General features: G+C 70.8%; 20 protein-coding genes. 15 read left to right on the top strand and 5 right to left on the bottom strand.

Going from position 1 to position 24,992, the window contains the following annotated elements; all coding sequences use genetic code 11:
* Nucleotides 1-71 precede the first annotated feature (71 nt).
* Together Aiant_RS14020 and Aiant_RS14015 are read left to right on the top strand one after the other, a co-directional pair.
* Nucleotides 72-1,358, top strand: a complete 1,287-nt coding sequence (locus Aiant_RS14020; RefSeq protein WP_189336975.1) for a sensor histidine kinase — start codon at nt 72-74, stop codon at nt 1,356-1,358.
* Nucleotides 1,310-1,948, top strand: coding sequence for a response regulator transcription factor (locus tag Aiant_RS14015; RefSeq protein ID WP_189336976.1), 639 nt, complete (start codon nt 1,310-1,312; stop codon nt 1,946-1,948). The genes Aiant_RS14020 and Aiant_RS14015 overlap by 49 nt, the downstream gene beginning before the upstream one ends.
* 138 nt (nt 1,949-2,086) lie before the next feature.
* Here the strand turns inward: Aiant_RS14015 and Aiant_RS14010 are convergent, their stop codons facing one another.
* Entirely contained in the window at nt 2,087-3,133 is a 1,047-nt protein-coding gene (locus tag Aiant_RS14010; protein ID WP_189336977.1) for a WD40/YVTN/BNR-like repeat-containing protein, read from the bottom strand.
* A 94-nt stretch (nt 3,134-3,227) separates the two neighbouring features.
* Between Aiant_RS14010 and Aiant_RS14005 the strand changes: the two genes are divergently transcribed.
* Complete coding sequence (locus tag Aiant_RS14005) at nt 3,228-3,797, top strand: antibiotic biosynthesis monooxygenase (RefSeq protein WP_189336978.1); 570 nt, start codon at nt 3,228-3,230, stop codon at nt 3,795-3,797.
* A 110-nt stretch (nt 3,798-3,907) separates the two neighbouring features.
* Nucleotides 3,908-5,371: an NF041680 family putative transposase gene (locus Aiant_RS14000; protein ID WP_212847083.1), complete on the top strand. Its 1,464-nt coding sequence runs from the start codon at nt 3,908-3,910 to the stop codon at nt 5,369-5,371.
* Nucleotides 5,372-5,379: 8 nt separating this feature from the next.
* On the opposite strand, the gene Aiant_RS13995 is transcribed toward Aiant_RS14000, so the two are convergent.
* The gene (locus Aiant_RS13995) at nt 5,380-7,083 is read right to left on the bottom strand and encodes an alpha/beta hydrolase (protein ID WP_189334288.1); all 1,704 of its coding nucleotides are present in this window, start codon (nt 7,081-7,083) and stop codon (nt 5,380-5,382) included.
* A gap of 160 nt (nt 7,084-7,243) precedes the next feature.
* On the opposite strand from Aiant_RS13995, the gene Aiant_RS13990 reads away from it, so the two are divergent.
* The 4 genes from Aiant_RS13990 to Aiant_RS13975 are packed head-to-tail and all read left to right on the top strand — an operon-like array spanning nt 7,244 to nt 12,087.
* Entirely contained in the window at nt 7,244-9,040 is a 1,797-nt protein-coding gene (locus tag Aiant_RS13990) for a sensor domain-containing diguanylate cyclase (RefSeq protein WP_189334289.1), read from the top strand.
* Between the two features lie 20 nt (nt 9,041-9,060).
* Nucleotides 9,061-10,761, top strand: a complete 1,701-nt coding sequence (locus Aiant_RS13985; protein ID WP_189334290.1) for an acyl-CoA dehydrogenase — start codon at nt 9,061-9,063, stop codon at nt 10,759-10,761.
* 9 nt (nt 10,762-10,770) lie between these two features.
* Nucleotides 10,771-11,721 carry a non-homologous end-joining DNA ligase gene (ligD, locus tag Aiant_RS13980; protein ID WP_189334291.1) on the top strand — a complete coding sequence of 317 codons (951 nt, stop codon included), beginning with the start codon at nt 10,771-10,773 and terminating at the stop codon, nt 11,719-11,721.
* 30 nt (nt 11,722-11,751) lie between these two features.
* A complete protein-coding gene (locus Aiant_RS13975) occupies nt 11,752-12,087 on the top strand; it encodes a hypothetical protein (RefSeq protein ID WP_189334292.1) in 336 nt (111 codons plus the stop codon).
* 29 nt (nt 12,088-12,116) lie between these two features.
* Here Aiant_RS13975 and Aiant_RS13970 read toward each other — a convergent pair whose 3' ends face one another.
* Nucleotides 12,117-13,142 carry a LacI family DNA-binding transcriptional regulator gene (locus Aiant_RS13970; RefSeq protein ID WP_189334293.1) on the bottom strand — a complete coding sequence of 342 codons (1,026 nt, stop codon included), beginning with the start codon at nt 13,140-13,142 and terminating at the stop codon, nt 12,117-12,119.
* Between the two features lie 249 nt (nt 13,143-13,391).
* On the opposite strand from Aiant_RS13970, the gene Aiant_RS13965 reads away from it, so the two are divergent.
* The 4 genes from Aiant_RS13965 to arfA are packed head-to-tail and all read left to right on the top strand — an operon-like array spanning nt 13,392 to nt 17,990.
* Nucleotides 13,392-14,678: an ABC transporter substrate-binding protein gene (locus Aiant_RS13965; RefSeq protein ID WP_189334294.1), complete on the top strand. Its 1,287-nt coding sequence runs from the start codon at nt 13,392-13,394 to the stop codon at nt 14,676-14,678.
* Nucleotides 14,678-15,595, top strand: a complete 918-nt coding sequence (locus Aiant_RS13960) for a carbohydrate ABC transporter permease (RefSeq protein WP_189334295.1) — start codon at nt 14,678-14,680, stop codon at nt 15,593-15,595. The genes Aiant_RS13965 and Aiant_RS13960 overlap by 1 nt, the downstream gene beginning before the upstream one ends.
* A complete protein-coding gene (locus tag Aiant_RS13955; protein ID WP_229830921.1) occupies nt 15,592-16,443 on the top strand; it encodes a carbohydrate ABC transporter permease in 852 nt (283 codons plus the stop codon). The genes Aiant_RS13960 and Aiant_RS13955 overlap by 4 nt, the downstream gene beginning before the upstream one ends.
* Nucleotides 16,444-16,472: 29 nt before the next feature.
* Nucleotides 16,473-17,990 (top strand): arabinosylfuranosidase ArfA, encoded by a 1,518-nt coding sequence (gene arfA, locus Aiant_RS13950; protein WP_189334296.1) that lies wholly within the window; start codon nt 16,473-16,475, stop codon nt 17,988-17,990.
* 874 nt (nt 17,991-18,864) lie between these two features.
* Here arfA and Aiant_RS13945 read toward each other — a convergent pair.
* Nucleotides 18,865-19,839, bottom strand: coding sequence for an SIS domain-containing protein (locus tag Aiant_RS13945; RefSeq protein WP_189334297.1), 975 nt, complete (start codon nt 19,837-19,839; stop codon nt 18,865-18,867).
* 277 nt (nt 19,840-20,116) lie between these two features.
* Between Aiant_RS13945 and Aiant_RS13940 the strand changes: the two genes are divergently transcribed.
* Complete coding sequence (locus tag Aiant_RS13940; RefSeq protein WP_189334298.1) at nt 20,117-21,745, top strand: beta-1,3-glucanase family protein; 1,629 nt, start codon at nt 20,117-20,119, stop codon at nt 21,743-21,745.
* Here the strand turns inward: Aiant_RS13940 and Aiant_RS13935 are convergent.
* The gene (locus Aiant_RS13935) at nt 21,742-22,914 is read right to left on the bottom strand and encodes a hypothetical protein (protein ID WP_189334299.1); all 1,173 of its coding nucleotides are present in this window, start codon (nt 22,912-22,914) and stop codon (nt 21,742-21,744) included. The two genes, Aiant_RS13940 and Aiant_RS13935, sit on opposite strands and share 4 nt — an antisense overlap.
* 135 nt (nt 22,915-23,049) lie before the next feature.
* Here Aiant_RS13935 and Aiant_RS13930 point away from each other — a divergent pair, with 135 nt between their 5' ends.
* Complete coding sequence (locus tag Aiant_RS13930; protein WP_189334300.1) at nt 23,050-23,751, top strand: SemiSWEET transporter; 702 nt, start codon at nt 23,050-23,052, stop codon at nt 23,749-23,751.
* A gap of 290 nt (nt 23,752-24,041) precedes the next feature.
* A complete protein-coding gene (locus Aiant_RS13925) occupies nt 24,042-24,989 on the top strand; it encodes a GlxA family transcriptional regulator (protein WP_189334301.1) in 948 nt (315 codons plus the stop codon).
* Nucleotides 24,990-24,992 lie beyond the last annotated feature (3 nt).

The raw sequence follows: 24,992 nt of genomic DNA, 5'->3' as shown, positions 1-24,992 counted from the left end.
GTGCCAGCCCGCACCTCAGAGGTAGTGCTGGCCCTACCGACAAGCCCGGCCCGGATCGGCAGGATGGGGTCATGGACTCGCGTGACTGGATCCGCGACGGCCTGCGGGCGGTGCTCAGCGGGCTGATCGCCATCCCGCTGGCCGTGCTGAACCTGCCGCTGTTCGGGTTGTCCCTGGCCGCCCTGGTGCTGAGCATCGTGCCCGGCCTCGGGCTGCTGCTGTTCCCCGGGATCACCCTGCTGGTCCGCGCCCGCGCCGACCTGGCCCGCCGGCTCGCCGGCCGGGCCGGTGTGCCGATCCGCCGGCCGTACCTCCCGCCGCCCGAGCGGGCCGTCGCCGGCGGCTGGCGCTATTACAAGTGGATCGTCACCGACCCGGCCACCTGGCGGGATTTCGCCTGGCTGGTGCCCGGCGCGGTGGCCGGCGTCGTCCTCGGCGCGCTCACCCTCGCCATCCCGGCCTACGGGCTGGAGGGTGTGCTGCTCATCCCACTGTGGATCTCGCTCGGCACGGACTGGTACGGCTACGGCGCGATCTGGCCGATCGAGACCGTCGGCGAGGGGTTCCTGTCGCTGCCGCAGGGCGCGCTGATCCTCTCCGTCGGCATCGCGGTCGCGCCCTACCTGCGCCGCTTCGACGCCCACTTCGGCCGGTTGTTCCTCGGCCCGACCCGCAACGCCGAGCTGCGCCTGCGGGTCAGCGAGCTGACCGTGACCCGGGCCGACACGGTCGACGCGCAGGCCGCCGAGCTGCGCCGGATCGAGCGCGACCTGCACGACGGCGCCCAGGTCCGGCTGGTGTCGCTGGGCATGACCATCGGGCTGGCCGAGGAGATGGTCGAGGCCGACCCGGCCGGTGCCCGCAAACTGCTCGCCGAGGCCCGGGAGACCAGCTCCGCCGCCCTGGCCGACCTGCGCCACCTGGTCCGCGGCATCCACCCGCCGGTGCTCGCCGAGCGTGGGCTGGACGGCGCGGTCCGCGCCCTGGCGCTCGCCGTGCCGATCCCGACCACGGTGGAGACCGCGCTGCCCGGCCGCCTGGACACCCCGGTCGAGTCGGCGGCCTACTTCGCCGTCGCCGAGGCCTTGGCGAACGCGACGCGCCACAGCTTCGCCCGCACCACCCAGGTCGAGCTCTGGCACACCGGTTCGGCCCTGCTCATGCGGGTCAGCGACGACGGCCTGGGCGGCGCCGACCCGTCCGGTGGCAGCGGCCTGCGGGGTATCGAGCGTCGTCTTGCCGCCTTCGATGGCACGATGAGCCTGTCCAGCCCGCCGGGCGGACCGACTGTCGTGACCATGGAGTTGCCTTGCGCGTCGTCCTCGCCGAAGATCACGCCCTCCTCCGGGACGGGCTGACCCGCCTGCTGACCGCACACGGCTGCGAGGTGGTGGCCGCCGTCGACAACGGACCGGCGCTGCTCCCCGCCCTGATCGAGCAGCGGCCGGACGTGGCCGTGGTCGACGTCCGGCTGCCACCGACCTTCACCGACGAGGGCCTGCAGGCCGCGATCGCCGCCCGCGCCCGGATCCCCGGCATGCCGGTGCTGGTCCTCAGCCAGCACGTCGAGCCGCTGTATGCCCGGGAGCTGCTCTCCGACCGGGCCGGCGGCGCCGGCTATCTGCTGAAGGACCGCGTCTCGCACGTCGCCCAGTTCATCGACGCGGTCCGCCGGGTCGCCTCCGGCGGCACCGCGATGGACCCCGAGGTGGTCTATCAGCTGCTGGCCCGCCGGCAGTCGCCGCTGTCCGCGCTGACCGCCCGGGAGCGCGAGGTCCTGGGCCAGATGGCCGAGGGCCGCTCGAACGGCGCCATCGCCACCAAACTCTTCATCGGCGAGAAGGCGGTCAGCAAACACATCAACAACATCTTCACCAAGCTCGGCCTGCCCGTCTCCGACGACGACAACCGCCGGGTCCTGGCCGTCCTCACGTACCTCAACACCTGAAAACCGATAAACCCGATTTTCTACGCTTTACCCCTCCAGCAAAAGCAGGCGCCAACTCCCGTACTACCTCGCGAGGGAGGCGCTTCCCCGGGCCGCCCGGCGACCGCCGGGCTGAATCCGGGGAGACGGCCCGGGAAGTCAGCGCGTGCCGGCGAGCCGGGCGACCCGCCCGTCCTGGCCGGAGGCCCAGCAGGCGTGCCGGACGCAGGCCACCGCGTCGAAGCTGCCGGTGTCGAAGCGGCGCCAGGTCACGCCGCCGTCGGGGGAGTAGTCGCTGCCGGTCGGCCCGACCGTGATCGCCGAGCGGGGGCCGGACCAGGCGACCCCGGAACGGTATTCGCCCGGCGGCACCGCGGCGGTCGTCCAGGTGCGGCCGTCCCGGGTGATTGCCGCCCCGGCCGGCGCCGACTCCGGCGTCAGGTAGTCGCCGCCGGCCGCGAGGCCGTGCCACGGATCGCGGAACGCCAGGGAGTAGATGCCGGCGCTCGGGCCGCTCGGCACCGGGGTGCCGGTGACCTGCCAGGACCGCCCGAAGTCACGGGAGCTGAACACCCGGGCGGCCGCCCCGCCACCGGTGGCGAAGAACGCCTTCCCGCCGGCCGAGACCAGGCAGGTGCCGCTGGCCGCGAAGGCGAACTCGCCGTCCAGGGCGGCCGGCATCCCGGCGTCCGGCAGCACCGACCAGGACCGGCCGCCGTCGCGGGTGGCCAGGATCCGGAACTTGCCGCCGACCGGGTCGGACAGGGCCAGGCCGTGCCGCCGGTCGAGGAACGTGATGCAGTCGTAGAACGCCGTCGCGTCCTCGTTCTGGAACGCCCGGGTCCAGGAGCGGCCGCCGTCCGCGGTGGTGTAGATCCGCGAGTCGGTGCCGGAGCCGATGGTCAGCGCCACCGCGTGCCGGGCGTCGAACGCCTCGATGTCGCGGAACTGGAGCGCGGCCGCGTCCGCCGGTCCGACCGAGGACCAGCTGCGGCCGCCGTCGACGGTGCGCAGGACGGTCCCGGCGCTGCCGGCCACCCAGGCCACCGACGCGCTGACTGGAGCGAGCCCCCGGAACCGCGCGGTGGAGCCGGTCTCGCTGAGCTGCCAGGCGTGCGGTGTGCCCGGTGCCGCCACGGCGGGGGCGGGCACGGCGATCGCCGCCACCGCCACCAAGGCTATCGACAACCTTCGTTTGATCGTCATGCCCGGAGAACTTACCCGCCCGCGGAGCGTGGGGCACGACACTGATCCGCGGGATGCCACACGCCGGAAATCCGGGCTTACCACAATGTGAGACATGAAGTCGCCGCCGCAGCAGCTAGCCGTCACCGTCGCCATCACCCGGCGGGCCGATCCGTCCCGGGACGCGGAGATGGCCGCCTGGGTCCGGGCCGGCGCCTCGCTGGCCGAGACCTTCCCGGGTTTCCTCGGCACCGGCTGGGTCCGCCCGGAGCCGGGCTCCCCGGAGTGGCACATGCTCTATCGCTTCGCCGACGCCGACGCGCTGCGCGACTGGGAGGAGTCGCCGCAGCGGCAGTGGTGGCTCTCCTCGGCCGAGGGTTTCGTCGAGCACACCCGGATGGAGAAACGCACCGGGATCGAGGGCTGGTTCGACCCGCCGCGCGAGTTGCAGATCGACCAGCAGGCGCCGGCCGCCCCGGCCCGGTGGAAGCAGGCGACCACCATCTGGCTGGGCTTCTTCCCGGTCAGCCTGCTCTCCGGCTGGCTGCTGGCGCCGCACCTGGCCGGCCTGAACCTGGTGCTGCGCACCATGATCAGCACCCTGGTCCTGACCCCGATCATGACCTACCTGGTGCTCCCGCGGATCACCCGGGTCCTCCAGCCCTGGCTGCAGAAACGGCGTTAACTTGAGTTTTAACGTGCGGCCTGGCGGTATCGACCCTGGCTGATCATGGAGACAGCCCTTGATCGATGATCTTCTTGTCTAGGGAAGAAAACCGAATCAAGGGCTGTCTGTTGATCAGTGTGCACGACGCTGTTCCGGCTGACGCGGTCGGGCAGCTGACCGCGTTTAGGCAGGAGTTCCACCGCTGCCTGAGCCGCCGTCCGGATGCTTTGTTCGAGCTGGTGGACGCACTGTTGTGCGGGGACGGCCCGGTGATCTCGCTGCCCGAGCTGTCACTGACCGGTGAACATCGGCGGGGCCATGGTTCGCTGTACGCGGCCCTGAGCCGCGGCCGTATCGACGTCGACCGGCTACGGACCGCCTTGGCCTCGGTCACCGTCCCGAGAGCCGCTGACGGACGGATCGTCCTGGCCGTGGACGTGACCTGCTGGCTGCGACCCGAGGCCCACACCAGCCGGCAACGGGTGCTCTGCCACACCTACGGCCGCGGCAAGGACACCCACATCATGGTCCCGGGCTGGCCATACTCACTGGTCACCGCCCTGGAGACCGGCCGCAGCTCGTGGACCGCACCCCTGGACGCCCGCCGCCTGGCACCCGGCGACGACACTGCCACGATCACCGCCGGGCAACTCCGCGACGTGGTCGAACGGCTCATCGCCGCCGGACACTGGCAGCCCGGCGACCCCGACATCTGGATCGTCGCCGACGCCGGCTACGACGGACCCCGACTGGCGTTCCTGCTCACCGACCTGCCCGTGCAGATCCTGGTCAGGATGCGCTCCGACCGAGTCCTGCGCCGGCCTGCACCAGCCCGGACGCCAGGCACGACCGGCCGTCCGCCCCGCCACGGCGGCGAGTTCCTCTTCGGCGACCCTGCCAGCTGGGGCGAGCCCGACGCGGCTACCACGACCGACACTCGCCTTTACGGCGCCGCGACCGCCCGAGCCTGGCACCGGCTGCATCCGCGTCTGACTCACCGCACCGCCTGGATCAGCCAAAACGGGCAGCTACCGATCATCGAGGGCACCGTCATCAGACTGAGCGTCGAACAACTGCCGTCCGGCGGCAACCCGAAACCGGTCTGGCTCTGGTGGTCCCACCCCACCGCCGACAGCCACGAAGTCAACCTGGCCTGGCAGGCATTCCTCCGCAGGTTCGACATCGAGCACACCTTCCGCATGCTCAAACAGACCCTCGGCTGGACCCGCCCAAAACTACGCGACCCCGAGGCCGCCGACCGCTGGGCCTGGCTCGTGCTGGCGGCCTACACCCAACTGCGACTCGCCCGAGCAGCGGTCAGCGACCTACGCCGCCCCTGGGAACGACCCATGCCTGCCGAACGGCTCACGCCCGCCCGCGTCCGACGCGGGTTTCGGAACCTGCACAGCAGGACCGGCAGTCCTACTGCTGCACCGAAACCCTCCCGGCCAGGCCCCGGACGCCCACCCGGCCGCCGCAACAACCAGCCAGCCACCCGCCACGACGTCCACATCGTCACCAGCCCAAACACCAGCCCAAGCGACAAGACGAAGAGAATCTCGAGCAGCCCCAGACCACGCCGCACCGGTTAAAACTCAAGTTAGTTGCCGAGGCGGTCGCGGAGCCGGACGGTGTCCGCCACCGTCCAGCCCGGCGGCGGGGCGACCGTCGCCCACCCGTCCACCGTCGCCGACTTGTAGACGTGCCCGTGCCCGGTCGGCGCCTGGTTGGCGAAGACCAGGTCACACGTGGTCTGCCAGAACGTGACCCAGGGGAACCAGTGCATGGCCGGGCTCACGTCCGGCCCGCGCTCGCCCTGGAGCCAGGCCGGTTTGCGCCACAGGATGTCCCAGTTCCACCAGACGATCGGGTCGGACGAGTTCTGGAGATACACCACCTTCGGCGGGACGCCGGGCCGGTCCCGCAGCTCGGTGGCGTCGTCGGCGAAGTCGACCGGCAGCCCCGGGTGCACCGGGTCCCAGACCGGGGACGGCGCCGCCCGGTCCTCGGTGAGCCGCTGGTGGATCGGATTGGCGAACGTCGGGCCCTCCATCAGCACCCCGTCCGCCCCGTCGGCCAGGTCGGCGGCGGTGCCGAAGGTCGCCTCCATGCCGTACGTCCCCAGGCTCTCGCCGAACAGCAGCAGCTTGGGCCGGTGCGCGACGGGCAGCACCGACCAGCGCTCGCGCACCGCCATGATCAGCGCCGACGCGGCGTCCACCACCTCGGACCGGTCACCGAGGAAGGCGATCCAACTGGGCAGGTACGAGTACTGCATGGAGACCAGCGCGGTGTTCCCGGCGTACATGTACTCCAGCGACTGGGTCACCTTGTTGTCCACCCACCCGGTGCCGGTCGGGGTGAACAGCGCCACCACCTGCCGCTGGAACGCGCCGGTCCGGTCCATCTCCCGGACGATCAGGTCGGCCCGCTCGCGCATGGTGTCCGCCGAGGCCAGCCCGGCGTACAGCCGGATCGGCTCGGCGGCCGGGCGGCCGGCGAACTCGCTCAGCTCCTGCCGGGTGGGCGCGCTGGCCACGAAGGCGCGCCCCTGCCGGCCCAGCGTGTCCCACCGGACCAGGGACTGCGGGCTGCCCGAGCGCAGCGGGGACTCCGGAGGGCGCATGCCGCTCTCGGTGCCGCTGTTGATCACGGCGGCCGACCGGTCGGCGACCGCGAACAGGTGCGCCACCAGCAAGCCGTCGAACGCGCTGTAGCTGAGCACGGCCACCACCACGGTCCCCGCGCAGTACGCCGCCCGGTCCGGCACGATCAGCCGGAACACCTGGGCGCAGCCGTGCGTGGCGAGCCGCAGCAGCCGGGCGATCAGCAGGAGCACCCCGAAGGTGAGCAGGCCGGCGCCGACCGTGCGGACGATGTCGTACTCCTGGGCGGGCGCCATCCCGAGGCGCAGCCGCAGCTCACGCTGCCAGCGGACGCCGAGGACGAGGCAGGTGGCGATCATCGGGAGGAGCAGCACGGCGAGCACCCGCCACCAGATCCGCACGGCGCGGGCGGAGAACGTGAACCGGATGCGGATCAGCGCGCCGATCGCGGTGCCCAGCGCGTACCCCATGGCCGCGGTGATCCCGGCGACCACGCCCTGGAGGATCCCGGTCCGGGGCAGCAGCGACGGGGTGAAGGCCAGGCAGAAGAAGACGGCGGCCAGCCCGGCGCCGGTGAGGCTGAGCGGGGCCCGCACGATCCGGGGGTGTGCCGGGGTCGTCTTCTCGGTCGAGGCGCGGGGCCGCGGGATGCGGGCGCGCCGGGAGGTGAGTCCGTCCACGGCAGGTGCTAGACGCATGCGGTGCTCCGATCATCGACGGGGGACGTCGGTTTCGGTTACCTCCTCCATCATCGGGGGTCGATGGCGTTGTGCGCCGCCCCGTTTTCGGACGGTTTTGTGCCGCAGGTTCATTCAGCCGGGCTCTTCGCTGCCGATGTCATGCGGTGAGGAGGAAGCGATGCGGGTACGCAACTGGATCGCGGTCGTGGTCAGCGTGCTCCTGCTGGCGGCGGCCGGCGGGATCGCCATTGCCGTGAACCGCCGTGCGCTGAGCGCGGCCGATGCGGTGCACCGTGCCGACACCACTGAACTCGGCACGAACAACGCCACCCTGACCGGGCAGTTGCAGCTGCTCTCCGCGCAGGAGCTGGCGCAGGTCCTGGCCGAGCACGCGCTGAGTCTGGTCAAGGGCGACGCCACCGACCACGCCGTGCTGGTCAACGCGGCGGCCAAGAGCTCGACGTTCCAGTACGGCATGATGCTGACCGCGCTGGACGGCTCGGTGCTGAACGCCAGCCGGTCGGCCGGCCTGCCCGCCGCCGGTGACGCCGGCTGGGCGCCGATGCGCAAGCAGTTCGCCGGCGGCGCCCACGTCGGCTTCTCCTCGGTGATGACGGTGGAGCACATCCCGATCGCCGCGGTGGCCGTCCCGATCGTGGTCCACGGCTCGCCGGCCGCCTTCCTGATCGGCTTCAACCAGGTGGCCATCACCTCGTTGCAGAAGTACACCCAGCAGTTGCAGAGCGACAACCACCGCACCGACGTGGTGGACAGCTCCGGCACGGTCGCCGCGAGCAGCACGCCGGACATGGTCGGCGGCCGGATCGACGCGGCGATCATCGGGAGGCTGGGCCGGACGGGCACCTCCTTCGTGGAGTACCGGTCGGGCAGCACCGACATGATCGCGATCGTGGTCGGCGGCCTGCCGAGCGGCTACACCTACGTGCGCTCGCAGACCAAGTCGGACTTCGACGGCGCGGTGCACCGGCGCAGCCAGACGGTGAACATCACGCTGGTCGCCATGCTGCTGATCGGCGTGGTCGGCATCTCGGTGCTCGGGTACCGCACCCAGATCCAGCGGCGCCGTGCCGACGAGCGGTTCCAGGCGCTGTTCCAGCACGCCCCGGACATCGTCACGGTGATCGACCGGGAGGGCACGATGATCTTCACGAGCCCGAGCTCGGCGGCGATCCTCGGGTTCGAGCACGGCCTGCTGACCGGGCAGAGCGTCTTCGCGCTGGTCCACCCGGACGACCAGCCGGCCATGCGGGAACGGCTGGAGGTGCTGCTCGGCGACCCGGCCGGGGTGCTCCGCCTGCAGTGCCGGGTGCGCGCGTCCAGCGGGCACTACCGCTGGTTCGACTTCACCGCCTCCAACCAGATGGCCAACCCGGCGCTGACCGGTGTGGTGATCAACGCCCGGGACATCTCGGAGAACCGGGCGTTCCAGGAGCGCCTGGCGCACGAGGCCCAGCACGACCCGCTGACCGGCCTGCCGAACCGGCGCCGGATGCAGGACGCGCTGAGCAGCTCGCTGCGCCGCGACCCGGTCGCCGTGCTCTTCGTCGACCTGGACGGGTTCAAGCCGGTCAACGACGTGCACGGGCACGAGGCCGGCGACGAGCTGCTGCGCCAGGTGGCCGAGCGGCTGAGCGGCTGCATCCGGGCCGGCGACGTGCTGGCCCGGGTCGGCGGGGACGAGTTCGTGGTGCTGATGCCCGGGGTGCTCAGCCAGGACGACGTGGCGGCCACCGCGAACCGGGTGCGGACCGTGGTGGAGATGCCGTTCCGGATCGCCGGGCAGCAGATCGGCATCGGGGCCAGCGTCGGCGTGCACATGGCCGGCCCGGCCGAGGATCCGGACTCCGCGCTGCGCGCCGCCGACCACGCGATGTACCAGATCAAGCGCTCCGGCGGCAGCCGCGGGCTGCGCACCGTGCTGGAGAGCATAGGGAGGCACCGCGCGGCCGACTGAAGTTAGTGCACACTAGGTGCATGAACTCCAAGGTGCTGTCGCGGCGCGATCTCGACTTCCTCCTCTACGAATGGCTCGACGTCGAGTCGCTGACCACCCGGGAGCGGTTCGCCGACCACTCCCGGGAGACGTTCGACGCGTTCCTGGACGTGTCGCAGCAGATCGCCGAGCGGGACTTCGCGCCGCACAACCGCAAGAACGACCTGTTCGAGCCGACCTTCGACGGCGAGCGGGTGACGATCATCCCGGAGGTCGCGAAGGCGCTGCGGGTCTTCGCCGAATCCGGGTTGCTCGCCGCGACCCTGGACGCCGAGCGCGGCGGGTCGCAGCTGCCGGTGGTCGTGGGCCGGGCCTGCTTCCTCTGGTTCCAGGCGGCCAACACGGCCACCTCCGCCTACGCGATGCTCACCTCGGGAAACGCGCACCTGCTGCTGGCGCACGGCACCGAGGAGCAGATCCAGACCTACGTGCTGCCGATGATCGAGGGCCGGTACACCGGCACCATGTGCCTGTCCGAGCCGCAGGCCGGCTCGTCGCTGAGCGATGTGACGACCAAGGCCGTTCGCGACGAGGAGACCGGCAGATATCGCCTCACCGGCGGGAAGATGTGGATCTCGGGCGGCGATCATGAGCTGAGCGAGAACATCATCCACCTGGTCCTGGCCCGGGTCGCCGGCGCGCCGGCCGGCGTCAAGGGCCTGTCGCTGTTCATCGTGCCCAAGCTGATCGACGGGAGGCGCAACGGCGTCACCCTCGCCGGGCTCAACCACAAGATGGGCTATCGCGGCACCACCAACACCGTGCTCGCCTTCGACGACGCCGAGGGCGAACTCGTCGGCGAGGAGGGGCGCGGCCTCCAGTACATGTTCCACATGATGAACGAGGCCCGGATCGGGGTCGGCTCCGGCGCGGTCGCGCTCGGTTACACGGGGTACCTGCACGCGCTCGAATACGCCCGGGTACGCCAGCAGGGCCGCCCGGCCGGTGACAAGGACCCCGCCGCCCCGCCGGTCCCGATCGTCCAGCACCCCGACGTACGGCGGATGCTGCTCGCCTCCAAGTCGTACGTCGAAGGGGGTCTCGCTCTCGTCCTCTACGCGGCGAAACTGCTCGACGAGCCGTCACCCGAGAACGACCTGCTCCTCGACACGCTCACCCCGATCGTGAAGGCCTGGCCGTCGCAGTGGTGCCGGCTCGCCGACGACCACGCCATCCAGATCCACGGCGGATACGGCTACACCCGGGAGTACCCGGTCGAGCAGTTCTACCGGGACAACCGGCTGAACTCGATCCACGAGGGGACCGACGGCATCCAGGCCCTCGACCTGCTCGGCCGCAAGGTCACCCAGCGGGGTGGCGCGGGCCTGGCCCTGCTCCTGGACCGGATCCGGGCGACCGCGCTCAAGAGCGAGCTGGGCGAGCCGGTGGTGAAGGCCTGCGACCGGCTGGCCGCGACCACCGCCAAGCTGTGGGCCGACCCGGCGACCGCGCTGGTCAACGCCACCGCCTACCTGGACGCCGCCGGCCACCTGGTGATCGCCTGGATGTGGCTCTCGCAACTCGCGGCGGCCGAGGGCAAGATCGGCGACTTCTACGAGGGCAAGCGGCTCGCCGCGAGGTACTTCATCACTCACGAATTGCCCCGGATCGGCCCGATGCTGGACCTGCTCGACTCGGGTGACACGCTGCTTCTCGACCTTGAGGACGCCTGGTTGGGTTAGTTTCGACGGATGGCCGGTAAAGCCACCGTCATCGAAGTCGGCGACCACGACGTCCGCGTCTCCAACCCGGACCGGATCTACTTCCCGGAGCTCGGCGCCACGAAGCTCGACCTGGTCGAGTACTACCTGGCGGTCAGCGACGGGATCGTCCGCGCGCTGCGCGAGCGCCCGTGCATGCTGCACCGCTTCCCGGACGGCCTGTCCGGGGAGAAGGTGCACCAGAAACGGGTGCCGAACGGCGCGCCACCCTGGCTGGAGACGGTCCGGGTCCAGTTCCCGCGATACCACCGGCACGCCGACGAGCTCTGCGTGACCAAGCCGGCCGACGTGATCTGGGCGGTCCAGATGTCCACCGTGGAGTTCCACCCGTGGAACTCCCGGCGGGCGGACACCGAGAAGCCCGACGAGTGGCGGATCGACCTGGACCCGATGCCGGACTGCCCGTTCGGCACCGTGCAGCGGATCGCCCCGGTGGTCCGGGAGGTGCTCGACGAGCTGGGCATGGTGGGTTTCCCGAAGACGTCCGGTGGCCGGGGCCTGCACGTCTACGTGCGGATCGAGCCGCGCTGGGGCTTCACCGACGTGCGCCGGGCGGCGCTCGCCTTCGCCCGCGAGGTCGAGCGCCGCGCCCCGCAGGACGTCACCACCACCTGGTGGCGCAAGGACCGCGACCCGAAAGCCCTGTTCATCGACTACAACCAGAACGCCCGAGACCACACCATCGCCAGCGCGTACTCGGTCCGCGGCGTCCCGCAGGCCACCGTCTCGACCCCGATCACCTGGGACGAGGTCCCGGACGTCGACCCGCAGGCCTTCACGATCCGCACCGTCCCGGCCCGCTTCGCCGAGCTGGGCGACCTGCACGCCACCATCGACGACGTGCACCACTCGCTGGACACGCTGCTGGAGTGGGCCGACCGCGACGAGAAGGCCGGTCTGGAGACCCCCAAGGAGCCGTGACGTGTTGCCGCGTCTTGCCATGATCGCGCGGTGACCGACACATCGAAGCAGCTGCGCGCCGGGCTCGGCCTCCTCTGGCGCTCGGCCGTTCTGGTGGCCGTGATGGCCGGGCTCGTCTGGGTCGGCGAGAACACTGCCGGTGACTGCGGCAGGGGAGACGGCGCGGCCGGCGGCTGGGCCGTCGCCGCCCTGCTCGGCCTGGTGACCTGCCCCGTCCTGTTGGTGACCGGCCTCCGGCGCGCCCGCCGCACCGGTACGTGGCCCGGCGTCCTGCTGGGCTGGACGGCCGGGCTGCTGCTCGTGGGCCTGCTGCTGGCCGTCGAGGTGCTCCATGTCCGAGGTCTGCCCTCCGGCTGCCTGGTCTGAGCGCTTTCCCGGGCGCCGGTCCGGGCCGGTCAGGCGGGCCTGCCGGCCGTGCTCTCTCGGATGATCAGCTTGTGCGGGGCTCGCAGTTCGACGGCCGGCGGCGGGGTCGGGCTGCTGATCCGCAGCAGGAGGCGCTCGACGGCCGTCGTCGCGATCATCTCCTTGTCCGGGGAGATCGTGGTGACCGTCGGATTCGAGTACGCACCGTCCTCGATGTCGTCGTAACCGATCACCGCGACGTCCTCGGGGACCCGCAGACCGCGACTGATCAGGGTGTGGATGGCGCCGAGCGCGACCAGGTCGGAGTAGCAGAAGACGGCGTCCGGCGGCTCCGGCAGGTCCAGCAGGGCCGCCATCGCCTGGGCGCCGTCCTTCCGGTTGAACCGGGGCGTGCTGATGATCAGGTCTTCGCGCGCGGTCAGGCCGCGGGCCTGGTGCGCCTCGCGGAAGCCGCGGGTGCGCAGCTGGGCGGCCTCACCGGTGGCGTAGGGCTGGTCGCCGATCGCGGCGAGCCGGCGCCGGCCGAGGTCGAGCAGGTGCTCGGTGGCCTGGCGGGAGGCGGCCACGTCGTCGATGCCGACGTGGTCGAAGGTGCCGTCGCTGGACCGCTCGCCGAGGATGACCAGCGGCAGGTTCGGGTCGTGGTCGGCGAGCGCCTGCTGGTCGAGGCCGAGCGGACTGAAGATGACCCCGTCGAACAGCAGCCGCCGGGAGCCGTGCGCGATGAACGCGCGCTCGTGCTCGGGGTCGCCGTCGGTCTGGTCGATCAAAACGTTATAGCCGCGGGCCCGGGCCGCCCGGATCACGCTCTGCAAGAGTTCCGAGAAGTAGGGCGTGTCCAGGTACGGCACCACCAGCGCGATCTGCCCGGACCGGCCCTGCGCCAGGTTACGGGCCAGCACGTTCGGCCGGTAACCGAGCTCATCCACCGCACGCTGCACGCGGGCCTTGGTCCGCTCGGTCACGTTCGCATACCCGTTGACCACGTTGGAGACGGTTCGGCTGGAAACCCCGGCCAATTCCGCCACGTCACGTAGCGTGACTTCTCGACGCAATGGTGCCCCCTCTGCCGCGCCAAGTTTCCGGCAGGTTACCCCTTGCCGTCGATTGGACGTCCGTGCATGCTGTTTTGCAGCGCTGCAAAAGCGTAGCAACAAAGAGACGTGGAACGTGAAGAGCTGATTGCCGACCCCCGGTGTGCCAGCACCGGAGGCCGGCTTCTGACCCATCACTAATCTTGTGAGGAACCAGTGAACGTCAGAAAGTTTAGTGTACGGCGCGCGGCGGCGACCGTGGTCGCGGCTGTGACCGCCCTGACTCTTGCCGCGTGCAGCAGCAGCAGCGACGGCGACTCCGACGCCGGCACCCCGAGCGGCCCGGTGACCGTGAAGGTCTGGGCGTGGTACCCGTCCTTCCAGAAGGTCGTCGACCTCTACAACTCCACGCACACCGACATCAAGATCGAGTGGACCAACGCCGGCGCCGGCCAGGACGAGTACACCAAGCTCCAGACCGCGCTCAAGGCCGGCAAGGGCGCGCCCGACGTGGTCATGCTCGAGTTCCAGGAGCTGCCCACGTACCAGCTCACCAAGCACCTGGTCGACATGGGCAAGTACGGCGCCAACGACCTCAAGTCGCAGTACGTCGACTGGGCCTGGAAGCAGGTCAGCCAGGGCGACAAGGTCTACGCGATCCCGGTCGACGCCGGCCCGATGGCCATGCTGTACCGCGAGGACCTGTTCAAGCAGTACGGCCTGAGCATCCCGAAGACCTGGGACGAGTACAAGCAGCAGGCCGAGAAGCTGAAGACCGCGTCCGCCGGCAAGGCCTTCATGACCGACTTCGGCGGCAACGACGGCGGGTTCATGACCGGCCTGACCTGGCAGGCGGGCAGCAAGCCGTACACGTACGACACGTCGAACCCGTCGACCATCGGCATCGCGGTGAACGACGAGCCGGCCAAGAAGGTCATGACGTACTGGGAGGGCATGGTCGCCGGCGGCCTGGCCGACACCAAGGCGTACGGCACCACCGATTTCTACAACGGTCTCGGCTCCGGCAAGTACGTCACCTACCTGGCCGCCGGCTGGGGCCCGGGCTACCTGGCCAGCGTGGCCAAGACGACCGCCGGCAAGTGGCGCGCGGCGCCGCTGCCGCAGTGGACCGCCGGCGCCAACGACCAGGGCGACTGGGGCGGCTCGTCGTTCGCGGTGACCGACCAGGCGAAGAACCCGGAGGCGGCCACCAAGGTCGCGATGGAGATCTACGGCGCGACGAACACCGCCGCCTGGAAGATCGGCATCGACGAGGCGTACCTGTTCCCGACCGCCACCCCGGTGCTGGAGTCCGACGCGTTCCTGAAGAAGAAGTACGACTTCTTCGGCGGCCAGACCGTCAACGACGTCTTCGTCCCGGCCTACAAGGCGATCGCCCCGTTCAGCTGGAGCCCGTTCAACAGCTACAACTTCAACCAGCTGACCACCGGGATCAACGGCGCCATCGAGAAGAAGACCTCGTGGACCGCGGCGCTGGACACGGCGCAGGCCAACGTCACCCAGTACGCCACTCAGCAGGGCTTCAAGGTTCAGTAATGACCCAGGTGGAAACCCGGTCCGCGGCCGCTCCGGCGGTCGCGGGTCCCGCGCCCCGCTTCAAAAGAGGACGTGAAGCAGTCACGGGCTGGCTGTTCGTCGCTCCGTTCGTGGTGCTGCTGGTGGCGTTCCTGCTGTTGCCGATGGCGTACGCGTTCAAGCTCAGCCTCTACCGCTCCACCCTGATCGAGGGGGAGCACTTCGCCCTCTTCGAGAACTACACCCAGGCGTTCAAAGACCCGCTGGTCCGCGAGGGCGTGGTCCGGGTGATCCTGTTCGGGCTGGTGCAGACGCCGGTGATGATCGGCGTCGCGCTGCTCGCGGCGCTCCTGATCGACCACGCGACCTCGCGGTTCTCCCGGATCTTCCGGCTCGCCGCGTTCGTCCCGTACGCCGTCCCGGTGGTGATCGGCACCCTGATGTGGGGCTTCCTGTACTCCAAGGACACCGGCCCGTTCGGCTCGGTGCTGCACATCGACTTCCTCTCCAGCTCCTGGGTGCTGGCGTCGCTGGGCAACGTGGTGACCTGGCAGTGGGCCGGCTACAACATGATCGTCCTGTACGCGGCGTTGCAGGGCCTGCCGCGGGAGGTCTACGAGTCGGCGCGGATCGACGGCGCCGGCCCGGCCCAGATCGCCTGGCGGATCAAGACGCCGATGATCTCCTCGGCGATCGTGCTGGCCACGCTCTTCACGATCCTGGGGACGCTCCAGTTCTTCACCGAGCCGCTGATCCTCCAGCCGCTCAACCCGGGCTCGATCACCCAGCACTACACGCCCAACGTGTACGCCTTCAACCAGGCGTTCTCGTTCCAGCAGTACAACTACTCGGCCGCGATCTCGTTCCTGCTCGGCGCGGTGGTGTTCGTCGGGTCGTACATCTTCCTCTTCGCCACCAGGAAACGGAGCGCGCTGTGAACGGTAAGAGTGAGCGCGCCGGCATCGTCCCGCACGTCGTGATGGGCGTGATGGCGATCTACTTCCTGCTGCCGTTCTGGTGGCTGCTGGTCGCCGCGACCAAGGACAACGACGGGCTGTTCCTGTCCGCGCCGCTGTGGTTCTCCGACTTCCACCTGGTCGACAACCTGAAGACGGTGTTCTCCCAGGAGAACGGGATCTACCTGGTCTGGCTGCGGAACTCCGCGCTGTACGCGGTGGTCAGCGGCGTCGGCGCGACCGCGGTCTCGGCGCTCGCCGGGTACGCCTTCGCGAAACTGCGCTTCCCCGGGCGTACCAAACTTTTTGCTCTGCTCCTGGGGCTGATCATGGTCCCGGCGACGGCGCTGGTGCTGCCCACCTACCTGCTGATGTCGAAGGCCGGCCTGGTCGACTCGATCTGGGCGGTGATCCTGCCGTCGCTGCTCAACCCGTTCGGGGTCTACCTGCTGCGTGTCTACACGCACGAGTCGGTGCCGGACGAGATGCTCGAGGCGGCCCGCATCGACGGCGCCGGCGAGCTGCGGGTGTTCACCAGCGTGGCCCTGCCCGCGATGCGGCCCGCCCTGGTCACCGTGCTGCTGTTCTCGATGGTCGCGTCGTGGAACAACTTCTTCCTGCCGCTGGTGATGCTCAGCGACGACCATCTCTTCCCGCTGACGGTCGGACTGCGTACCTGGTACATGTCGGCCACCCTCGGCAACGGCGGCGAGGCCCTGTTCAACGTGATCGTGACGGGCGCCCTGGTGGCCATCGTGCCGCTGATCGCCGCCTTCCTCCTTCTTCAGCGTTACTGGCGCGGTGGTTTGACCATCGGCGCCGTCAAGTGACCTCTCCGCGCTTTTCAAAGGGACAACAAATGCTCCGTGCGCATGTCGCATTGAATCCGGCTGCCGTCGTGGCCCCCGTCAACCGCCGGACCTTCGGCTCGTTCGTCGAGCACATGGGCCGCTGCGTCTACACCGGCATCTACGAGCCGGGCCACCCGAGCGCCGACGAGGACGGCTTCCGTACCGACGTGCTCGCGCTGGCCCGCGAGCTGGGCGTGAGCATGGTCCGCTACCCGGGTGGCAACTTCGTCTCCGGCTACCGCTGGGAGGACGGCGTCGGGCCGCGCGAGCAGCGGCCCCGCCGCCGGGACCTCGCCTGGCGCAGCATCGAGACCAACGAGGTGGGCATCGACGAGTTCGCCAAGTGGGCCGAGAAGGCCGGCGTGGAGATCATGTACGCGGTCAACCTCGGCACCCGCGGCGTGCAGGAAGCGCTCGACGTGCACGAGTACATCAACCACCCGGAGGGCACGGCGCTCTCCGAGCGGCGGCGGGCGAACGGGGCGGAGAAGCCGTACGGCGTCAAGATCTGGTGCCTCGGCAACGAGCTGGACGGACCCTGGCAGACCGGGCACAAGACCGCCGAGGAGTACGGCCTGCTCGCCGCGTCCACCGCTCGCGCGCTCCGGTCCGCGGAGCCGGACCTGGAGCTGGTCGCCTGCGGCAGCTCCAGCTCCTCGATGCCGACCTTCGGCGCCTGGGAGTCGACGGTGCTGGAGCACGCGTACGACGTGGTCGACTACGTCTCCTGCCACGCGTACTACGAGGAGCACGACGGCGACCTCGGGTCGTTCCTGGCCAGCGCGGTCGACATGGACCACTTCGTGAACAGCATCGTCGCCACCGCGGACGCCGTCGGAGCACGCCTGAAGAGCACCAAGAAGATCAACCTGTCGTTCGACGAGTGGAACGTCTGGTACCTCTCCCGGTTCCAGAACGCCCCGCTGCCTTCGGAATGGGGCGTGGCCCCGCGCGTCATCGAGGATCAGTACAACGTGGCCGACGCGGTGGTCGTCGGCAACCTGCTGATCTCGCTGCTCCGGCACAGCGACCGGGTCACCGCCGCCTGCCAGGCTCAGCTGGTCAACGTGATCGCCCCGATCATGACCGAGCCCGGCGGCCCGGCCTGGCGCCAGACCATCTTCCACCCGTTCGCCCGCACCGCCGCGCTGGCCAAGGGCGACGTCCTGGAGACCCGGATCGACAGCCCGACCTACGAGACGGCGCGGCACGGCGAGGCCGCCCTGATCGACGCGGTCGCCACCCATGACGAGGCCACCGGCGAGGTCACCGTCTTCGTGGTCAACCGCTCCCAGTCCGAGCCGGTCGAGCTGGCCGTGGACCTGACCGCTTTCGGCACCGGCCTCACGGTCGCCGAATCGGTCACGCTGACCGACGACGACGTGCGCGCCTCCAACACCAGGGACGAACCGGACCGCGTCACCCTCCGCCCCACCGCCGGCGGGGTCGCCACCGACGGCACCACCGTCACCCTGTCCCTGCCCCCCGTCTCCTGGACCGCCCTCCACCTCACGCGTTCCGCCTAGCCCCGTTCCGGTGCCAGGCAGTCCCTTCGGTGTCCGCTCAATGCCCTTCCTTTCGTACGACTCGTAGTCCCGTGCGAATCGGCTCGCAAGACCGCGCTCCGTCCAGACCGCCACGCGAGTCGTGCGGGTCCGCTGCCCCTCACCGGCTGGTCCTCACGGCCCTATCCAGCGTCCCGAAAGGCCCCTGAGCACCAGCCCAAGTTCGCTGGCTGGTCCTCACGGCCCTTCCCCGTGCCCCGATGGGGCCGTGGAATCCAGCCCGAGTTTCGTGGCTGGTCCTCAGGGCCCTTCCCCGTGCTCCGATGGGGCCGTGGGAGCCAGCCCGAGTTCCGTGGCTGGTGTTCAGGGCCCTTTCCCGTGTTCCGGTGGGGCCGTGGGAGCCAGCCCGAGTTCGGTGGCTGGTGTTCAGGGCCCTTTCCCGTGCCCCGATGGGGCCGTGAGAGCCAGCCCGAGTTCCGCGGTTGGTGTTCATGGTTGTCCGTGGCTCGGTGACGGGTCAGCGTTTCGCGGCTGGTGCTCAGGGCCCTTTCCCGTGCTGCGGTGGGGCCGTGGGAGCCAGCCCGAGTTCGGTGGCTGGTGCTCAGGGCCCTTTCCCGGGCCCGGATAGGGCCCTGAGGACCAGCCAGGGAACCTGGGGCGCGTCGCGGTCGGGAGTGGGCCGGAGTGTCGCGTGCGGCGAGCGGACCCGCACGACACGCGCTGCGGTCCGGAGTGGGACGCGGCGTCGCGAGCCGATTGCCACGGGGCTACGGGTCGTACAAGAGAAGGAACTGGAAACGGGCGAGCGGCATCGCGGCAGCGGGGGTGGTTTGGGCGGCTGGGAACGGGCGAGCGGCATCGCGGCAGCGGGGGTGGTTTGGGCGGGCGGGAGTGGTTAGGGGGCGCCGAGGCGCCAGAGGGCGGGGTCGGTCCAGGCGCCGGTGATGGCGGTGTCGGCGTTCTGGCCTCGCATGCGGGCGAAGCGGAGGGCCAGGATCTGGAGGCGGACCGTCATCGGGATCTGGGCCAGCAGGTCGGGCAGGTCGGAGGGTGGCTCGGCCAGGGTGGTGACGGGGATGCCCTCCTGGCGGGCGGCGTCGGCGACCGCGGCGGTCAGGCCGTCCGGGTCCGCGGCCGGTTGCAGGACCAGCAGCGAGTCGGCGGCGGTGTAGGGCACCGCGGCGCCGTGCAGCAGGTGCTCCGCGTCGAAGCCCTCGCAGAGGATCCGCGCGCCCTCGCGGATCTTCAGCGCGCCCTCCCGGGCGGTCACCGACCATGCGCCCGGGCCGGTGATCGCCATCGCCCGGCCGGGGATCGGCACCCCGGCGAGCCCGGGGAACTCCAGCACCGCGCGCACCCGGGTGGCGGTCGCGCGGATCGCCTCCGGCCCGAACCCGGGCGCGCCGAGGTGGTGCGCGAGCTGGGCCAGGACCGCCAGCGCGGTGGTGTAGCTGACCGTGTAGGTCTCCGAGGCCTCGGCCACCGGGGTGCGGATCGCCTCGGCCCACTCCTGCGGCCCGGCCTCCGGACCGGTGACGGAGACCAGCGGTGTGCCGGCGGTCCGGGCGATCCGGCGGGCCCGCTGCGCGTAGGCGGTCTGTCCGGTGTGGCTGATCACCACGACCGCGTCGCCCGGGCGCAGCCACCGGTCGGTGAAGTCGGCCGCCGCGATCCACCGGGCGTCCCGCCCGGCGTCGAGCAGCGCGGCCGCGCCGAGCTCGGCGGCGTGCCGGCTGGTGCCGGTGCCGACCAGCCAGATCCGGCCGGCCGCGTCGAGGAGCTCGGCCGGTTTGGCGGTGAGCTCCGGATCGGCGAGAGCGTCCAGGGCGGCGGGCTGCGCGGAGATCATCGCGTCGAGTGCGGTGGTCATCCGACCTCCTGGTGCGGTGGCATCGGCGGATTCGGTGGCGCGACCGTCCTGCGACGAGCCGAAGACGTGCGACGGCCGTCTATGGACACCGAATCCGTACGATAACCCGCCCGCCGCCGTTCGCGCAGTCCCGCTCAAGAAAAAATCTTGGGGAAACTGTTATCGCCGTCCGGAAAAGACGTCACGTTAAAGGAACCTTAAACGACCAGTCGATTTCGACGAAGTTTTTCCATACTGGGGATCCCCCGATCACATCTCCCCCCGGAGGCGATTTCTGATGCGCCGGAAAAGAACGCTGTTGCTCACCTCGCTGGCGACCGTCGCGGCGGTCGGCACGGCCTGGTTCGCGCTGCCCGCCTCGGCCGCCTCGGCCACGGCGACCCTGCGTACGGTGTCCGACTGGGGCACCGGCTGGCAGGACGAGGTCGTCGTCAGCAACGACGGAACGTCCGCGATGGCCTCCTGGAAAGTCGAATTCGACCTCCCCGCCGGCGCCACTGTGGGCAGTTTCTGGGATGCGCAGATGACAGCCTCCGGCAGTCACCGGACATTTACGAACAGTAGCTGGAATGGCGCCGTCCCGGTCGGTGGAAAGGTGACTTTCGGATTCGTGGGCGCCGGTGGGCAGCCGGTCAACTGCAAGCTGAACGGCCAGCCCTGCGGCGGCGGCGCCGAGACGCCCGTCACCACCGCGCCGACCAAGGTGGTCACCACCGCGCCGACCGTCGCCCCGACCGCCGCCCCGACGGTCACCAAGACCACCGCCGCCCCGACGGCGACCGCGACGAAGACGCCCACGAGCGTCCCGCCGAAAGAGGACCTGCTCCCGGTCACGGTCACCAACAAGACCGGCCGCGGCGACGCCGTCCACCTGTACGTCCTCGGCGTCAACCTGGAGACCGGCAAGCTCGGCTACGTCGACAAGGCCGGCCGGTTCACCGCCTGGACCGGCGGCGCCGCGGTGCCCGTGTCCGCGCCGGACGTCTCGATCGCCGGCCCGGCCGACGGCGCCAGCACCACGATCCGGGTGCCGCGGAACCTCTCCGGGCGGCTCTACTTCTCGTTCGGGCGCAAGCTCGACTTCCGGCTCACCACCGGCGGCCTGGTGCAGCCCGCGCCGTGGGCCGGTGGCGACCCGAACCACGACATCCTCTTCGACTGGAGCGAGTTCACCGTCAACTCGTCCGGCCTGTGGCTGAACAGCTCGCAGGTGGACATGTTCGCGGTGCCGCACGTCGTCAGCGTCACCGGCGGCGGCGGCGTGACCAGCACCACCGGCGAGGTCAGGTCCGGCGGGCGGCAGAAGGTGATCGACGCGATCAAGGCGAGCCCGGCGTTCGCCAAGAGCGTGGTCACCCGGGCCGACGGCACGGTGCTGCGGGTGCTGGCGCCGGGCAAGGCGGCGGACGCCGGTCTGATGAGCCCGACGTATCTCGACCCGTACATCAAGAGCGCCTGGTCGGCGTACGCGACGAAGAATCTGACCGTGGTGCCCTTCGGTGACCGGCCGGACGTGAAGTACACCGGCCGGACCAGCGGCGACGTGATGAGCTTCACCGATGCGACCGGCAGGACGGTCGCCTCGTTCACCAAGCCGTCCACCGCGAACGTCTGGGGCTGCGACGGTGCCCTCGGTGCACCGAACGACCAGGTGGTCGGCCCGATCGCGCGGACCCTGTGCGCGGCCCTGCAGCGCACCACGCTGGGGCGGCTCGACGTCCAGCCGAGCGGCACGGCGGCCGACTTCTACCAGGGCGACCCGGCCAACCTGTACGCCAAGGTGATCCACCAGAACATGGTCGACGGCAAGGCGTACGCGTTCGCCTTCGACGACGTGCAGAACCAGGAGTCCCTGGTGCACGACGGTGACCCGCGCACCGCCGCGATCACGTTCAGCCCGTTCTAACCGGGCCGGTAGGCCACCTCGGGGTCGAGCAGTGGTGTCCAGGACGGGCGCCACTGCCGGCCCCGCGCCTCCATCTCCTCCTGGAGGTTGGTGCGCCACGGGCCGGAGACGCCGTCGTCGTGCCACCAGGACGGCCACGAGTCGTAGCAGCGCTCGATCCGGACGTCGGTGGCGCTCGTCTCCACCCGCAGGAACAGCCAGCGGCCGTACCGCGGGTCGGACTCGGCCCGCCTCAGCGCCCGGACCAGCTCGGTGAGGCGGCGGAACCCGGCGTACCGTTCCTCGCCCGGCGGGTCGGCCGGCGGATGCTCGCCGGGCTGCGCGCTGAAGCTGGTCGCGTCCGCGTACGCCAGCAGTGAGCACCGCCCGTCCCCGCCCGGTGCGTGCTCCTGGAGCCAGCGCACCAGCGCCCCGAGCTCGACGGTGTCCGGCGGCGGGGGCCGGCGCACCTCGGCCGCCTCCTGCATGGCAGCCCAGACCAGGCGGTCGTGCTCACCCTGGCTGAGCCGGCGGACCCGGCGCATCGGCGGCCGCCGCCCGGGCTCGATCCGCGGCGGCCGGGTGCCCGGGACGAGCCCGCCCCGGGCGGCGGCGGTCAGCGCCGCGTCGATGTTCGCGTCGTCCCCGAGCAGCGCGTCGAGGTGCTCGGCGTCCACCTCACCGCGGATCGCCGCGTAGAGCAGCTCGGCGGCGATGTCGCGGAGCGGGCGCAGCTCGGCCGGGGGAGCGGTGGCGCGCAACGCGGTCACCGTCTGCTCCTCGCTCAGCAGCGGCGCCAGCAGCTCGGCCATCCCGTCGTCGTAGGGCTGCCGATAGCGCACCCGGGACCAGCGGCCGCTCTCGTGCCAGATCACGAAGCCCAGCTCGTCGTTCTCGGCCAGCGGGGTCAGGTCGGCCCAGGGCAGCCAGTCCGGCGCGCCGGTGAGCGGGTCGGCGGCGGGGTCGGTGGTGACGGTGGCGTGGTGGTCGCGGTGGGCGCCGTACAGCACCGCGCGGCGGCCGTCGAGCAGGGCGAACCGGGCCCAGCCGAGGCCCGGGGCGTCGCGTCGCGCGCCGCGCTCGTCGACGGACCACTGCTCACCACGGTCGATGCCGGTCATCGCGGCGCTGAGCGTCGCCCAGCGGGTCCAGAGCAGTCCGGGCGCGGGGAGGTCCACGTCGGTCAGCATCAGTCCACTGTGCCAAATCGTTCGCCAGGTTGCTTCCCCGGTGCGCCCGGTTGCGGTCCGGGTGCTGATGATCAGCGCGGCGTTCCGGTTGCCGAACGGGTCGGTGTTCCCGCACCACCGACTCGGAAACGGATCATGTCTGCGCACGCCTTCGGTCTCCTCGGAGCCGCCCTGTCCATGTCCATCGCCTGGCCCCAGGTCTTCCTCTCCTGCGTACGCCGCCGCACCGGGGGTCTGTCCCCGGCCGCGTGCCTGCTCGCGGTGGTGATGCCGGTCGGCTGGCTGACCTACGGACTGCTGATCGGGGACCGGCTCCAGGAGGTCACCAACATCCTCAACCTGACCGCCGGGGTGGCCGTGCTGGTCGCCCTGCTGGCCACCCAGCCCGGGCTGCGCTCGGCCCGGACGCTGCGCGGCGCCGGTGGGCTGGCCGGTGCGGTGCTGATCGCCATCGTGGCGACCGCTTCGGCCGCGGCGCTGCCGCAGGTCACCGCGTCCCGGGCGGCCGGAATGCTGGGCACGGTGCTGGCGACCGGCGCGTTCGTGTCCGCGCTGCCGCAGCCGCTGGCCCTGCTCCGGGACCGGGCGCGGGACGTGTCCGGGTTGTCGCCGGCCCGGTTCCGGCTGGCGGCCGGCGCCAGCGGGTCATGGCTGGTCTACGGGCTGGGCACCGGGCAGCCCGCGGTCTGGGCGGCCGCGCTGGTCGGGCTGAGCAGCGCCCTGACCGTCTGCGCGGTGCTGACCGCACGCCAGGCGCGGGCCGGGGCCACCGTGATGGGCACGCCGCAGTGGCGTGACTCGGTGGTCACCCGCAGCCTCGCGGTGGCCGGGGTCTGATCCCGGCGGCCTTTCCCACTGGACGGTCCAGCGGCTTTTCCCGTGGACCGTCCGGCGGCTTTTCCCTCTCGGGCGTCATGCGGCGCGACGACCGTCGACGCTGGGCTTCCAATCGGCACTGTCCCGGCTGTCAGCGGTCAGGCCCGCGGCGGAAGCGATCAATAGTAGGACGAAGAAGACAAGCGCTGCGATTTCCATACACCAAGCTTCGTCCTGCCACCGCTTCCGTACCAGTGGCAGTAATGCCATACATCTTCAAAAAACTGCCAACCTTGCGGTACCGTGGCCGCATGTTGCGCAGTGTCGCCGTGATCGCCATGCAGGAGGTGGCGGTCTTCGAGCTGGGTGTCCTCTGTGAGCTGTTCGGTTACGACCGCACCCCCGAGGGCCTGCCCCATTACGACTTCGCGGTGTGCAGTGTCGACGGCGTACCGGTGCCGACCCACTCGGGCTTCACCATCACCCCGAGCCACGACCTCACCCCGGCCGAGACCGCCGACCTGGTCGCCGTGGTGCCCAACGACATCCAGGACGCCCCGGCCGAGGTGATCGACGTGCTGCGCCGGGCGCACGAGCGCGGCGCCTGGGTGATGAGCGTCTGCACCGGCGCCTTCGCGCTCGGCGAGGCCGGCCTGCTCGACGACCGCCGCTGCACCACCCACTGGCGGCACACCGACCGCCTGGCCGCCCGCTTCCCGAGGGCGAAGGTCGACCCCGGCGTCCTCTACGTCGCCGACGGCACCGTGCTGACCAGCGCCGGCACCGCTGCCGCGATCGACTGCGGGCTGGCCCTGATCCGCGAGGAGCAGGGCTCGGCGGTCGCCGCGCAGATCGCCCGCCGGATGGTGGTGCCGCCGCACCGCGACGGCGGCCAGGCCCAGTTCATCGAGACGCCGATGCCGACGGTCTCCTGCGAGACCATGCAGCCGCTGCTCACCCACCTGCTGGAGACGCTGGACCGGGAACACACCGTGGAGACCATGGCCGACCTGGTGCACATGGCCCCCCGCACGTTCGCCCGCCGGTTCCGGGCGGAGACCGGAGCGACACCGCACGACTGGCTGACCAATCAGCGGATCCTGCTCGCCCGGCGGCTGCTGGAGGAGACGGACCTCGGCATCGACGCGATCGCCGGGAAAGCGGGATTCGGCAGCGCGCAGACGCTGCGACACCACTTCACCCAGCGCCTCAGCACCACCCCCCAGGGATACCGCGGCGCCTTCAAGGCCAAGTCCTGACCT

It is taken from the genome of Actinoplanes ianthinogenes (assembly GCF_018324205.1).
GTDB lineage: Bacteria > Actinomycetota > Actinomycetes > Mycobacteriales > Micromonosporaceae > Actinoplanes > Actinoplanes ianthinogenes.
The sequence above is the reverse complement of the archived record's forward strand: the minus strand, read 5'-3'. Positions and strand labels throughout refer to the sequence as shown.

Coding starts and splice junctions, on each gene's coding strand:
- Aiant_RS14020 (WP_189336975.1), top strand. CDS start 72: ATGGACTCGCGTGACTGGATCCGCGACGGCCTGCGGGCGGTGCTCAGC.
- Aiant_RS14010 (WP_189336977.1), bottom strand. CDS start 3,133: ATGACGATCAAACGAAGGTTGTCGATAGCCTTGGTGGCGGTGGCGGCG.
- Aiant_RS14005 (WP_189336978.1), top strand. CDS start 3,228: ATGAAGTCGCCGCCGCAGCAGCTAGCCGTCACCGTCGCCATCACCCGG.
- Aiant_RS13995 (WP_189334288.1), bottom strand. CDS start 7,083: ATGCGTCTAGCACCTGCCGTGGACGGACTCACCTCCCGGCGCGCCCGC.
- Aiant_RS13990 (WP_189334289.1), top strand. CDS start 7,244: ATGCGGGTACGCAACTGGATCGCGGTCGTGGTCAGCGTGCTCCTGCTG.
- Aiant_RS13985 (WP_189334290.1), top strand. CDS start 9,061: ATGAACTCCAAGGTGCTGTCGCGGCGCGATCTCGACTTCCTCCTCTAC.
- ligD (WP_189334291.1), top strand. CDS start 10,771: ATGGCCGGTAAAGCCACCGTCATCGAAGTCGGCGACCACGACGTCCGC.
- Aiant_RS13960 (WP_189334295.1), top strand. CDS start 14,678: ATGACCCAGGTGGAAACCCGGTCCGCGGCCGCTCCGGCGGTCGCGGGT.
- arfA (WP_189334296.1), top strand. CDS start 16,473: ATGCTCCGTGCGCATGTCGCATTGAATCCGGCTGCCGTCGTGGCCCCC.
- Aiant_RS13945 (WP_189334297.1), bottom strand. CDS start 19,839: ATGACCACCGCACTCGACGCGATGATCTCCGCGCAGCCCGCCGCCCTG.
- Aiant_RS13940 (WP_189334298.1), top strand. CDS start 20,117: ATGCGCCGGAAAAGAACGCTGTTGCTCACCTCGCTGGCGACCGTCGCG.
- Aiant_RS13935 (WP_189334299.1), bottom strand. CDS start 22,914: ATGCTGACCGACGTGGACCTCCCCGCGCCCGGACTGCTCTGGACCCGC.
- Aiant_RS13930 (WP_189334300.1), top strand. CDS start 23,050: ATGTCTGCGCACGCCTTCGGTCTCCTCGGAGCCGCCCTGTCCATGTCC.
- Aiant_RS13925 (WP_189334301.1), top strand. CDS start 24,042: ATGTTGCGCAGTGTCGCCGTGATCGCCATGCAGGAGGTGGCGGTCTTC.